The 14,543-nt window shown below is 75.4% G+C and carries 2 protein-coding genes and 1 pseudogene; all 3 read left to right on the top strand.

Annotated elements, in window-relative coordinates; all coding sequences use genetic code 11:
* Positions 1-5,290: SDR family NAD(P)-dependent oxidoreductase (locus ACFXPL_RS35905; protein WP_384927368.1), on the top strand; the 5,290-nt coding region annotated here is incomplete at its 5' end.
* A 141-nt stretch (positions 5,291-5,431) separates the two neighbouring features.
* A pseudogene (locus tag ACFXPL_RS35900) lies at positions 5,432-12,730 on the top strand (SDR family NAD(P)-dependent oxidoreductase); the annotation flags it as partial.
* A 275-nt stretch (positions 12,731-13,005) separates the two neighbouring features.
* Positions 13,006-14,543: type I polyketide synthase (locus ACFXPL_RS35895; RefSeq protein ID WP_384927367.1), on the top strand; the 1,538-nt coding region annotated here is incomplete at its 3' end.

Genomic DNA, 14,543 nt, shown 5'->3' with positions numbered 1-14,543 from the left:
CCCCCGCCGCGCCGCCGTCTCCGCCTTCGGCATCAGCGGCACCAACGCCCACACCATCCTCGAACAAGCCCCACCCACCCCCGACACACCGACGGAACACCCCGAGAGCGCGACGCGGCCCCTCGATCCCGACGGCGGTACGCGGGCCGCGCCGGGCCAGGTGCCCCTCGTCCTCTCCGCCCGCTCCCGGCCCGCCCTGCGGGCCGTCGCGGGCCGGCTCGCCGCCCACCTTCGCCAGGGCGACGCGGACCTCGCCGACTACGCGGCCTCCCTGCTCTCCACCAGGGAGACGGCAGTTCACCGGTCCGTCGTCGTCGCGGCGGACCGATCGGAGGCCGCCGGCCTGCTGGACGCCCTGGCGGCGGACGCCCCGTCCGGCGGCGCGGTCAGCGGTGAGGCGGCCGAAGGCCGGCTGGCTCTGCTGTTCACCGGGCAGGGTGCGCAACGCGTCGGCATGGGAGGCGCGCTGTACGCGGCGTTCCCGGTCTACGCGACCGCCTTCGACGAGGTGTGCGCCGCCTTCGACGGTCTCCTGCCCACCGCGCTGAGCACGGCCGTCCTCGACGGGGACGGCGACGGCCTCGAACGTACCGACTTGGCGCAGCCCGCCCTGTTCGCCCTGGAAGTCGCCCTGTTCCGACTGCTGCGATCCTGGGGCGTGGCGCCGGACTTCCTGGTGGGTCACTCCATCGGCGAGCTCGCCGCGGCCCAGGTCGCGGGTGTGTGGTCGCTGGCGGACGCGTGCACCGTGGTCGCGGCGCGCGGCCGGCTGATGCAGGCCCTGCCGGCCGGGGGTTCGATGGCCGCGCTCGGCGTTCCGGAGGCCGACGCCCTCGCCGCCCTGGCCGGCCACCCCGAGGTCGCCGTCGCCGCCGTCAACTCCCCGCACTCGGTGGTGGTCTCCGGTGGCCGGGACGCGGTGGCCGCGCTCGTCGCCGAGATGGCGGAGCGCGGCGCGCGCACCACGACCCTGGCCGTCTCGCACGCCTTCCACTCCCCGCTGATGGATCCGGTCCTCGACGAGTTCCGCGCGGTGCTGGCGGACGTGACGTTCCACCGGCCGGACATCCCCCTGATCTCCACGCTCACCGGTCGGATCGCCGGGGACGAGCTGCTGACCGCCGGCTACTGGGCGGACCAGTTGCGCGGCGCCGTGCGCTTCGCCGACGCCATCGGCACGGCCAGGGCGCGGGAGGTGACCACGTTCCTGGAGGTCGGCCCCGACGCCGTGCTCACGGCGATGGCGCGCGAGACCCTCGCCGACGACGCGGCGGCGGCCTGTGCGAGCGCGCTGCGCCGTACCGGCGACGAGGCGCGGTCCCTGCTCACCGCGCTGGGCACCCTGCACACCCGTGGCATTCCGGTGCGGTGGGAGCGGCTCGTCAGGCCGGGCGCCCGGGTGAGCCTGCCCACCTACCCGTTCCAGCACCGGCGGTACTGGCCCGCTCCCGGGTCCACCGCCGACCCCGTCGCCCTGGGGCTGCGGGCGACCGGGCACCCGCTGCTCCAGGCCCGGGTGCACGCGGCGGAGACCGAGGACGAGCTGTTCACCGGCGTCGTCTCGGTGGCCACCCATCCCTGGCTGGCCGATCACCGCGTGCTCGGCACCGTGCTGTTCCCCGGCACCGGCTTCGCGGACCTGGCGCTGTGGGCCGGCGCGCGGGTGGGCCGGCCCCGGGTCGAGGAGCTGACGCTGCACGCGCCGTTCGCGCTGTCCGAGACCGGCCGGCACCGGCTCCAAGTCGTCGTCGGGCAGCCGGACGGGAGCGACCGACGGCCCGTCACCGTGCACTCCAGTCCGGTCGCCGACGCGGACGACGGCGAGGGCGACGGGCCGGTGTGGACGCGCCACGCCGCGGGCTTCCTGGCGCCGGGCGTCGCGAGGCCGGCGGCGAGCTGGTCCGAGAGCTGGCCGCCGGCCGCCGAGGCCGCCGATCTGTCGGGGTTCTACGACCGGCTGGTCCCGGCGGGCTTCGACTACGGGCCGGCGTTCCGCTGCCTGACCCGGGCCTGGCGGCGTGACGACGAGTTCTTCGCCGACGTGCGGCTGCCGGAGGGTGTCGCCTCGGGGTTCGCCGCGCACCCCGCGCTGCTCGACGCCGCGCTGCACGCCATCGCCCTGTCCTGGGACGGCGACGGCGACGGCGACGGGGAGCCCGCCCGGCTGCCGTTCACCTGGGAGGACGTCCAGGTCCACGCGCCGGACGCCCGGGCCCTGCGGGCCCGGCTGGTCCGGCAGGCCCCGGACCGGTTCACGCTGGAAGCCGTCGACGCGATCGGCTTGCCGGTGGTCACCGTCGGCTCGCTGGTGATGCGTCCGGCGGACCCCGGCCGGCTGCGCACCGTGGACACCCGGCGCGGCGACGCGTTCTTCCGGGTGGAGTGGACACCGCTCGACCGGGTGGCCGGCCCGCCCGCGACCGGCGCCGCCGAGGTCGCTCTCGCGGTGCTGGGCACCGACCAGGGCGTCGTGCCGCCGGACGCGGGACACTCCGCCCACCCGGATCTCGCCTCCTTCCGGGCGGCGCTCCTGCGCGGGGAGGACGCCCCGGCCGCGGTTCTCGCGATCTGCCCGGCGCCTTGGGAGTCCGGCCCCGTCTCGTCGGACGACACCGATCCCGCCGCCCCTCGCGGCCCGGCCGACCTGGCGGCCGCCGCGCACGACGCCGCGGGCTGGGCGCTGGAACTGCTGCGGGACTGGCTGGCCGACGAGCCGCCGGCCGACGTCCCGCTGGTCGTCCTCACCGGGGCGACACCCGCCCATGCGACCGTCACCGGGCTGGTGCGCGCGGCGCGGGCGGAGCATCCCGGCCGTGTCCTCCTGGTCCGCGTCGAGGACACCGCGCCGGGCGACCTGACCGCCGTGCTCCCCGCCGTCCTCGCCGCCGGGGAACCCGAGACGGCGGTACGGGCAGGCGTGGCGCACGTACCCCGCCTGATGCGCGCCGACACCGGTCTGGCCACGCCCGACTCGCCGTGGCGGCTGGACGTTCCGGTGCGCGGATCACTGGCGGGACTGGCGGCCGTACCCGCCGACGCGGCGCTGGAGCCGCTGCGCGACGGGCAGATCCGTATCGCGGTCCGCGCGGCCGGAGTGAACTTCCGGGACGTCCTCATGGCGCTGGACATGTACCCGGGCGAGGCCACACCGGGCTCCGAGGGCGCCGGTGTGGTGCTCGAAACCGGCCCCGGCGTGGACGGCGTCGCTCCCGGCGACCGCGTGATGGGCATGTTCGACGGCGCGTTCGGCCCGGTCGCGGTCGCCGATCACCGCACCGTGGTCCCGATGCCCGACGGCTGGTCGTTCGAGCGGGCCGCCGCCGTGCCGATCGCGTTCCTCACCGCATATCACGGCCTGGTCGACCTCGCCGGGCTCCGCCGCGGCCGGCGCGTGCTGATCCACGCCGCCGCCGGAGGGGTGGGCAGCGCCGCCGTGTCCCTGGCGCGGCACCTGGGCGCCGAGGTGTTCGGCACCGCGAGCCCCGCCAAGTGGGACGCCCTGCGCGCCGCCGGCCTGGCCGGCGACCATATCGCCTCGTCCAGGACCGTCGAGTTCGAGCGTGCGGTGCTCGATGCCACGGAGGGCCTGGGCGTGGACGTCGTCCTCAACGCGCTGGCCGGTGAACACCTCGACGCCTCCTTGCGGACGATGCCCTGCGGCGGGTGGTTCCTGGAGATGGGCAAGACCGACCCGCGCGATCCCGAGCGCGTGGCCGCCGACCACCCGGGCGTCCGCTACCGCCCGTACGACCTCGGCGAGGCGAGCCCCGAGCGCGTCGGCCAGATGCTGTCCGAGATCGTCGGGCTTCTCGAAGAAGGCGCGCTCACCCCGCCGTCCCTCACCACGTTCGACGTACGGCACGCCCCGGACGCCTTCCGGGCGCTGAGCCAGGCGAGCATCACCGGGAAGGCGGTGCTGACCTTCGGACCGTTCTTCGACCGGGACGAGACCGTCCTCGTCACAGGTGGGACGGGCACGCTCGGCGCGCGTCTCGCCCGCCATCTGGTGCGCCGTCACGGGCTGCGCCATGTGACGCTGGTGGGCAGGCGCGCCGCCGCCAGTCCCGCGCTGGACCGGCTCCGCGACGATCTCGCCGGCCAGGGGGCCGGACTGACCGTCAGGGCCTGCGACGTGGCCGACGGCGCGGCCGTGGCACGCCTGCTCGACGAGACGGCCGCGGGGCACCGGCTCGCCGGTGTCGTACACGCGGCCGGGGTCGTCGATGACGGCGTACTCGCTTCGCTGACCCCCGAGTCGCTGCGCGACGTCCTGCGGCCCAAGGTCGACGGCGCCTGGCATCTGCACCGGCTCACCCGGGGGATGGACCTGCGGATGTTCGCGCTGTTCTCCTCGGCCTCGGGGACCTTCGGCAGCGCCGGACAGGCGAACTACGCGGCGGCCAACGTCTTCCTCGACGCCCTGGCCGAGTACCGCGCGGCCCGGGGCCTGCCCGCCACCTCGCTCGCGTGGGGCCTGTGGGCGGAGGACAGCGGTATGACCTCCGGGCTGACGGACCGCGACCGCCGAAGGCTCGTACGGGCCGGTGTGGCGCCCCTGGACACCGAGGAGGGTCTGGCGCTGTTCGACGACGGAGTCGCCGCGGGCCTGCCCACGGTGGTGACCGCCCGGCTCGACCTGCCCGCCCTGCGCCGGGAACACCGGCACACTCCCCCGCCCCCGCTGCTGCGCGCCCTGGTGCACACCGGTCCGGCGGGGCCCGGGGCGGACACCGCTGCCGACGACGGCGCCGGCACGGCGGCGGCCGATGTCGCCGCCAGGCTGCGGGCGCTGGGCGACGACGACCGCGACCGGGCGCTGCTGGACCTCGTGCGGACCGAGGTGGCCGCCGTCCTCGGCCACGCCTCGGCGGAGGAGGTCGACGCGGACCACGCCTTCAAGGACCAGGGCTTCGACTCGCTCACCGCCGTCGAACTCCGCAACCGCCTGCGGGACCGCACCGCCGTCGCCGTCCCCACCACCCTCGTGTTCGACCATCCGACGCCCGTGGCGCTGGCCCGGCACCTGTCCACGCTGCTCGCTCCCGTCCGTCTCACCCCCGCCGAGCGCATCCTGCGGGAGCTCGACCGGCTCGAACCCGACGTCGAGTCCGTACCGCCCACCGACGACGCCTACGACGAGATCCACGAACGGCTCCGCCGCATCCTCGCCCGGCTGCGCACCGCCGACGTGCCCCGTCCGGAAGCGGCCGGACTCGACGACGCCGATGTCGACGAGGTCGTCGCCTTCATCGAGAGCGAGTTCGGTGACTTCGACGGGGACCCGGCATGACCGGACCCCACGGCAGCCGGGGCCGAGCGGGAACAGCCGCCCGGACCTGCCCGCCCCTGCCCCCGACCCCATCCCGCGTGGCCGAGTCGTCCCGCACCGCGTTCCTCACCTTGGGAGCTGATCCTCGTGACCAGTGACGAGAAGCTCGTCGGATACCTGAAGAAGGTCACCGCCGACCTCCAGCGCACCCGCCAACGGCTGCGGGAGGTGGAGTCCTCGGCCCACGAGCCGGTCGCCATCGTCGCCATGTCCTGCCGGTTCCCCGGCGGCGCCGACTCCCCGGAGCGGCTGTGGGAGGTGGTCGAGACCGGCCGCGACGTCCTCGGAGAGTTCCCCGCCGACCGGGGCTGGGACACCGCGAGGCTCGGTCCTGAGGTCCGGCGCGAGGGCGGCTTCCTCACCGGGGCCGCCGAGTTCGACGCGGGTTTCTTCGGCATCTCGCCGCGCGAGGCGCTCGCCATGGACCCGCAGCAGCGGCTGCTGCTGGAGACCACGTGGGAGGCGTTGGAGCGGGCCGGAGTCCCGGCGGGCGCGCTGCGCGAATCCGCCACCGGCGTGTTCGTGGGCGTGGCCGACCAGAAGTACGGGCCGCGGGACGAGGAGGCGAGGGACGAGGTCCTCGGCCACATCCTGACCGGCACCAGCAACAGCATCGCCTCGGGGCGGATCGCCTACGTCCTCGGCACCGAGGGCCCCGCGCTGTCGGTGGACACCGCCTGCTCCTCGTCGCTGGTCGCCCTCCACCTGGCCGTACGGGCGCTGCGCGCCGGGGAGTGCACCCGGGCGCTGGTCGGCGGCGCCGCCGTCATGGCGGACGCGGGCCTCTACGTCGAGTTCGCCGAGCAGGGCGGGCTCGCCTCCGACGCCCGGTGCAAGGCGTTCGCCGCCGCCGCCGACGGCACCGGCTGGGGTGAGGGCGTCGCGACGCTGCTGCTGCGCCGCCTGAGCGACGCACGCCGCGACGGTGACTCCGTGCTCGCGGTCGTCAGGGGCAGCGCCGTCAACTCCGACGGCGCGTCGAACGGACTGACCGCGCCCAACGGGCCCTCCCAGCAGCGCGTGATCCGCCAGGCCCTGCGCGACGCGGGACTGAGCGCGGCCCAGGTGGACGTCCTTGAGGCGCACGGCACGGGAACCAGGCTCGGCGACCCGGTCGAGGCCCAGGCCCTGCTCGCCACGTACGGGCAGGACCGGCCCGAGGACCAGCCCCTGTGGCTGGGCTCGGTGAAGTCGAACATCGGCCACACCCAGGCCGCGGCGGGGCTCGCCGGGGTCATCAAGATGGTCATGGCGATGCGCCACGGCACGTTGCCGAGGACACTGCACGTCGACGCGCCCACCGACCAGGTGGACTGGACGTCGGGCGGCGTGCGGCTGCTCACCGAGAGCCGGCCGTGGCCGGACACCGGACGGCCGCGCCGCGCCGCCGTGTCCTCGTTCGGCATGAGCGGCACCAACGCCCACGTCGTACTCGAACAGCCGCCCGCCGCGCCGGACCCCGAGCCGGTGCCCGGGTTCCCCGCCGACGGGGCCGCCCCGTCGCTCTGGCTCGTATCGGCGCGCGACGAGCGGGCCCTGCGCGCGACGGCCGGCCGGCTGCGCGAGTTCGCCGAGCGCCACCCCGACGTCCCGGCCGCCGCGCTGGCCGCGTCGCTCGCGACGACACGCGCCCCGCTCGGTCACCGGGCGGTGGTGGCCGGCGCCGACCGGGACACGCTGCTGCGTGGACTGGGGCGGCTGGCGGACGGGACGGACGACGCGGCGGTCGTGACCGCCCGGGCACGGCGGCACGGTGGGCTCGCCTTCCTCTTCGGCGGCCTCGGCGGCGCTCACGCCGGCATGGGGCTCGGGCTGCGCGCCGCGTTCCCCGTGTTCGCCGAGGCCTTCGACGACGTGTGTGTACGGCTGGACCCGCACCTGCCGGGGCCGCTCGCCGAGGCCTTCGGGTCGGCGGAGCTGATCGCCCGGCCCCCCTACGCCCAACCCGCGCTGTTCGCGGTGGAGGTGGCGCTCGCCCGCCTGCTCGACCACTGGGGGCTGGCCCCGGACGTCGTGCTCGGCCACGGCGCGGGCACGCCGGCCGCCGCTCACGTCGCGGGCGTGCTCTCCCTCAACGACGCCTGCGCGCTCGTGGCCGCGTGCGACGCTCTCGCGGAGGATCCCCCTGGCGGTCCCGACACGACGGACCCGAGGCCGGCCGCGTTCCGTGCGGCGGTCCGGTCGGTCCACGGCCAGGCGCCGCGCATCCCCCTGGTCAGCGCCCTGACGGGGGATGTCGTCACCGCCGAGGAGGCCGGCGACCCCGAGACGTGGGTGCGCCACCTCCAGGAGCCGGGCCGGCCGGCCGACGGTGCCGGCCGGCTCGTGGCGCTGGGGGTCACGAGCGTGCTGGAGACCGGTCCGAGCTCGCTCACGGGGCCGGCCCGCGAGTGGTTCGACGGCGTGCCGCACCCGCCGGTCGTCACACCCGCGCTCCAACAGGGCCGCGACGAAGCCGCAGGCCTCCTGCTCGCCCTCGGCGAACTCTTCGTAGCCGGGGCCCCGGTGCCCTGGCAGCCGATCCTGGCCCCCGAGGGGGCACCGCGGCTGGACCTGCCCACGTACCCGTTCCAGCGGAAGCGCTTCTGGCTGTCCGCCTCTCCCTCCTCCGCCGAGGGGGACGGCGGTGTGGCGCGCCCGCGCCCGGTCCCTGCCACGCCACCTGCCACACCCCCGGCCGCCGGGCACCCCCTCGCCGCGCTCGAACCCGCCGAGCTCGGCCGGCACCTGCTCGCTCTCGTCCGTACGGCGGTCGCCGACGTGCTCGGTTACGACGGCGCCGACGCCGTCGACCCCCACCAGCCGTTCACCGAGATCGGCGTCGACTCGATGTCGGCGGTGCGCGTGGCGGGCCGGCTCAGCGCCGACCTCGACCTGCCGCAGCCCGGCACCCTCGTCTTCGACCATCCGACGCCGGCGAACGTGGTGCGGCACCTGCTGGCCGAACTGCTCGGCGGCACGGAGGCCGAGGGCGGCCCGGCGGCCGTGGGCGGCGCCGACGAGCCGATCGCGATCGTGGGACTGGCCTGCCGGTACCCGGGTGCCGACACCCCCGAGGAGCTGTGGCGGCTGCTGCGTTCCGGAGACGAGAGCGTCGGGCCGTTCCCCACGGACCGGGGCTGGCGGCTCGACCAGTTGGACGGCGCCGTACGCCGTGAGGGCGGCTTCCTCTCCGATCCCGCGGGCTTCGACGCCGGCTTCTTCGGGATCAGCCCGCGCGAGGCCATGGCCATGGATCCCCAGCAACGGATCCTGCTGGAGGTCGCGTGGGAGGCGGTGGAGCGGGCGGGCATCGACGCGACCACGCTGCGATCCAGCCTGACCGGCGTGTTCGCGGGGGTGGCCGGGTCCGACTACGAGCGGGCGATGGCCGGAGCCGAGGGCGCCGAGGGGCATCTGATGACGGGCACCGCCGCCAGCGTCGTGTCCGGACGGATCGCCTACGCCCTCGGGCTTGAAGGACCCACCCTGACCGTCGACACGGCGTGCTCCTCGTCTCTGGTGGCGCTCCATCTGGCCACCCGCGCGCTGCGGGGAGGCGAGTGCGATCTCGCCCTGGTGGCCGGTGTCACCGTCATGTCCACCGAGAGTGGATTCCTGGGGTTCGCCCGGCTGGGCGGGCTCGCCTCCGACGGCCGCTGCAAGGCGTTCTCCGACTCCGCCGACGGCACCGGGTGGAGCGAAGGCGCGGGCGTGGTCGTGGTGGAGCGGCTGTCCGACGCGCTCCGCCGGGGCCACCGGGTGCTGGCGCTGGTGCGGGGCGGCGCGGTCAACTCCGACGGCGCGTCCAACGGGTTGACCGCGCCCAACGGGCCCTCCCAGCAGCGGGTGATCCGTGCGGCGCTGGCCGACGCCCGGCTGACCGCCTCCGATGTGGACGCCGTGGAGGCACACGGCACCGGCACGGCGCTGGGGGATCCGATCGAGGCGCAGGCGCTGCTCGCCACGTACGGCCGGGGCAGGGACGACGACAACCCGCTGTGGCTGGGTTCGGTGAAGTCGAACATCGGCCACACGATGGCCGCGGCCGGGCTCGCCGGGGTCATCAAGATGGTGACGGCGATGAACGAGGGCGTGCTGCCCGCGACGCTGCACGTGGAGCGGCCCACCACCCAGGTGAACTGGTCCTCGGGAGGGGTGCGGCTGCTCGCCGAAGAACGCAAGTGGCCGGAGACCGGCCTGCCGGAACGGCCACGCCGGGCCGGGGTGTCCGCGTTCGGCATGTCCGGCACGAACGCCCACATCATCCTCGAACAGGCACCGGCCGGGCCGGACCGGGAGCCGGCGCCCGCCGTCGGGGCGGTCCTGCCGTGGGTCGTCACCGCGCGGAGCACCGCGGCACTGCGCGGCCAGGCGGCCCGTCTCGCCGGGCACCTGGCCGGGTCGGCCGAGGCGGACGACGTGAGGGCGGCCCGCGCCCTGCTCACCACCCGGGCCGCCTTCGACCACCGCGCCGTCGTACTCGGCGAGGACCGGGAGACCCTGCTGGCGGGCCTGCGCGCGCTCGCCGGGGGCGACACCGCCCCCGAGTCCACGGTGACCGGTACGGCGCGGAACTTCGGCCGCGATCCGGTGTGGGTGTTCCCCGGACAGGGCGGCCAATGGCCCGGCATGGCCACCGGCATGCTGGACGCCTCGCCGGTCTTCGCCGCCCGCTGGGACGAGTGCGACCAGGCGATGCGTTCGCACCTCGGCTGGTCGATCACCGACGCCGTCCGCTCGGGCAGCCGCGACGAGGACACCGCGGCGGACGTCGTCCAGCCGCTGCTGTTCGCCGTCATGGTCTCCCTCGCCGCGGTCTGGCGGTCCTGGGGGGTGACGCCCTCCGCGGTCGTCGGGCATTCCCAGGGCGAGATCGCCGCCGCCTGTGTCGCGGGCGGACTGTCCCTGGAGGACGCCGCCGCCTGCACGGTCCTGCGGGCCAGGGCGCTGCGCGAGCTGTCGGGCCGGGGCGGCATGGTCTCCCTGGCCGCTGGCCGGGAGGACGTCGAGCGGTGGCTCGGCCGCTGGGGTGACGCGGTGTCGGTGGCCGTGCTCAACGGCCCCTCGTCGACGGGCGTCACCGGGGAACTCCCCGCCCTGCGGGAGCTGCTCGCGGAAGCCGCCGCACGACGGGTCAGGGCCCGCTGGATCGACATCGACTACGCCTCGCACTCCCCGCAGGTCGAACGGTTGCGGGAGGGCCTGCTCGACGTACTGCGGCCGGTCAGGGCGGTCACCGGCGCGGTGCCGTTCTTCTCCACGGTCACCGCCGACTGGCTGGACACCTCCGCCCTCGACGCGGAGTACTGGTACCGCAACCTCCGCCAACCGGTGCGGCTGGTCGAGGCCGTCGGCGCCCTCGTCGAACAGGACCACCACGTGTTCACCGAGATCAGTCCGCACCCGGTGCTGACCATGCCCGTCGCCGAGACCGCCGAGCAGGCCGGGGCGACCCCGGTCGTGGTCCCGAGTCTCCGCCGGGGCGACGGCGGCCCTCGGCGCCTGCTGTCCTCCATGGCCGAACTCTTCGCCCAGGGCGTGCCCGTCGACCTCGCGCGGACGCTGCCCGCCGCGCCGGACACCGACGGCGTGCCCACCGGTCTGCCGACCTACGCCTTCCAGCATCAGCGCTTCTGGCCCGAGGCCCCCCGCCCCGTCCAGTCCTCCGAGCCGGTCGCCGGCCCCGTGACGTACGAGACCGGGTGGGTCCCGCTCCCCGAGCCCCGGCCGGTCCCGGACGCCCGCACCGACGACTGGCTGGTGCTGGTGCCCGGTGACGCGACGGACCCCGCCGCCCTGCCCGAGCCCGCCGCCTCCGCGCTGGCCGCGCTGCGTGAACGGGGCGAGCGGGTGGTGGCACTGCCGGTCGGCGCCGCCGGCACCGGAACGGACACCGGGCGCGACGCCACGGCCCTGGCCGCCCGGATCCGGGACGCCCTGGGCGAGGCTCCCTGCGCCGGGGTGCTGAGCCTCGTCGCACTGGACGGGGCTCCGCATCCGAGGCGGCCCGAGGTACCTGCCGGGCTGGCCGCCACGCTGGTCGTACTGCGCGCCGTCGGCGAGTCCGGGATCGACGCTCCGCTGTGGTGCGCGACCCGGGGCGCCGTCGCAACGGCCCCCGACGACGCGCCGGAACACCCCGAGCAAGCCGCCGTCTGGGGACTCGGCCGGGTCGCCGCCCTCGAAAATCCCCGTGGCTGGGGCGGGCTGATCGATCTGCCGGCCACCCTGGACGACCGGGGTGCCACGCTCCTGCACGGGGCACTGACCGGGCCCAGGGGGGAGGACCAGATCGCCCTGCGGGCGTCGGGAATCCTCGGCCGCAGGCTCGTACCGGCCGGGCCCGCGCCCCGTACGGGCTCCGGCTGGACGCCTCGCGGCACCGTGCTCGTCACCGGTGGCACCGGGGCGCTGGGCGCGCATGTCGCCCGCTGGCTGGCCACCGAGGGTGCCCAGCACGTCGTGCTGATCAGCCGCAGCGGTCCCGACGCCCCCGGTGCGGAGGCCCTCGCCGAGGACGTGCGCGCCCTCGGTGCCAAGGCGACGGTCGCCGCCTGCGACACCACGGACCGCGAAGCCGTCGCCGCGCTCGTCGGCGAACTGCGGACCACCGGCGAAGCGGTCAGGGCCGTGGTGCACGCCGCGGGCACCGGGACGCTCGGGCCGATCCGTGAGACCCATGTGGACGATCTGGCGGCCGTGCTGTCCGCGAAGGTCCACGGGGCCACCGTCCTGGAGACGGCGCTGGACCCCTGCGCACTCGACGCGATCGTGTACTTCTCCTCCGTCAGCGCCGTGTGGGGTGTCGGGGAGCACGGGGCCTACGCGGCGGCCAACGCCGTCCTCGACGCCCGCGCGCACCACCTGCGCGCGAGCGGGGTCCCCGCGCTCTCGGTGGCGTGGGGACCGTGGGCGGGCGAGGGTATGGCCGACGACGCCGGGTTCCGGCGGAACCTCAGGCGTGGCGGCGTACGCCTCCTCGACCCCGAGGCGGCCATCGGGGCGCTGGCCGGTGCCCTCGCCGACGACCGGGTGGCGGTGTCCGTCGCCGACGTCGACTGGGCGTCGTTCCTTCCGGTGTTCACCGCGGCCCGGCCGAGTGCCCTCTTCACCGGCCTGCCCGGGGCGGAGGACGACGGTGGCCCGGCGGGCGCCGGGCAGCCGGACGAGTTCGCCGCCACCCTGCTCGGACTCGGTACCGCCGAGCAGGACGAACGGCTGCTGGCACTCGTCCTGCGGCACTGCGCCCAGGTACTCGAACACGCCGGAACCGAGAACGTCCGTGGCGACCGGCCCTTCCGCGACCTCGGCTTCGACTCGATCACCGGGCTGGAGTTCCGCAACCGGCTGAACCAGGCGACCGGCCTGCGGCTTCCGGCCACCGCGGTGTTCGACCATCCGACCCCCGCCGAACTCGCCGCCCATCTGCGCGCTCTGCTCGTGCCGCAGCAGGACGGACAGGACTCCGAAGAGGCCGAGGTCCGCAAGGCACTGGCCACCCTGCCCCTGGCGGCGCTGCGCCGCGCGGGCGTGCTCGACGTACTGATGACCATGACCGGCTCCGGCCGCGAGGCTTCCGCTCCCGCGGCGGCGCCGGCGTCCATCGACGAGATGGACGTGGCAAGCCTGCTGTTGCTGGCCAAGCAGAACTCCGCCAACTGACCGTACGCGGTAGCGACACGAGGGATAGACCGATGGACACCTCCACCGAATTCGTCGATGCTCTGCGCTCCTCGTTGAAGGAGATCGAGCGGCTCCGACAGCAGAACGCCCAGTTGCAGGCGTCGGCCACCGAGCCGATCGCGATCGTCGGCATCGGCTGCCGCTTCCCCGGCGGGGTCGCCTCGCCGCAGGACCTGTGGCGGCTCGTCGCCGACGGCACCAGCGCCGTATCCGACTTCCCGGACAATCGTGGCTGGGACCTCGACGCCCTTTACGACCCGGACCCCGACGCCCCGGGCACGAGCTATACCCGGAAGGGCGGATTCCTCCACGATGCGGGCGAGTTCGACGCCGGGTTCTTCAACATCAGCCCCCGGGAGGCGCTCGCGACCGACCCGCAGCAGCGGCTGCTGCTGGAGACCTCGTGGGAGGCCGTGGAGCGGGCGGGCATCGACCCGGTGTCGCTGCGCGGCAGCCAAACCGGGGTGTTCGTCGGGGCGAGCAGCTACTACTACGGCGCGGCCACGGACGCGTCCGCCGAGGAGGCCGTCGGGTACGAGGTGACCGGTACCTCCCCCAGCGTCGCGTCGGGCCGGGTGGCGTACACCCTGGGGTTGCACGGCCCGGCGGTGACGGTGGACACGGCGTGCTCGTCCTCGCTGGTCGCGATGCATCTGGCCGCTCAGGCGCTGCGCCGGGGCGAGTGCTCGCTCGCGCTGGCGGGCGGCGCGACCGTCATGGCCGCCCCTCACACGTTCGTGGCGTTCTCCCGGCAGCGGGGGCTCGCCCCGGACGGCAGGTGCAAGGCGTTCGCCGAGGCGGCGGACGGCACCGGGTGGGCCGAGGGTGTGGGCGTACTGCTGCTGGAGCGGTTGTCCGACGCCCGCCGCAACGGCCATCAGGTCCTCGCCGTGATGCGCGGCTCCGCGGTCAACCAGGACGGGGCCTCCAACGGGCTGACGGCGCCGAACGGGCCGTCGCAGGAACGGGTGATCCGGCAGGCGCTCGCCGACGCGGGGCTGTCGGTGGCCGACGTGGACGTGGTCGAGGGACACGGCACCGGCACGCGGCTGGGTGACCCGATCGAGGCGCAGGCACTTCTGGCGACCTATGGTCAGGACCGGCCCGCCGACCGCCCGTTGTGGCTCGGGTCCGTGAAGTCGAACATCGGCCACGCGCAGGCCGCGGCCGGTGTGGCGGGCGTGATCAAGATGGTGATGGCGATGCGCCACGGCGTTCTTCCGCCGACGCTGCACGTCGACGCCCCGTCGTCCCACGTGGACTGGTCGGCCGGGGCGGTCCGGCTGCTGACGCAGCAGGCCTCGTGGCCCATGGGCAAGGTCCCGCGCCGGTCGGGCGTGTCGTCGTTCGGTGTGAGTGGGACGAATGCGCATGTGGTCCTGGAAGAGGCACCCGCCCCCGAACCGGCACCCGGCCCGTCGGATCCGGACAAGGACAGTGCACCGGATCTGACTCCCGTCTTCGGCTCGCTGCCCGTGGTCCCCGTACTGCTCTCCGCCCGCACCCCCACCGCCCTACGCGACCAAGCACAACGCCTCGCCGACCACCT

This window comes from Streptomyces sp. NPDC059092 (assembly GCF_042756365.1).
In the GTDB taxonomy this organism is placed as follows: Bacteria; Actinomycetota; Actinomycetes; order Streptomycetales; family Streptomycetaceae; genus Streptomyces.
This window is presented reverse-complemented; position numbering and strand designations above follow the sequence as displayed.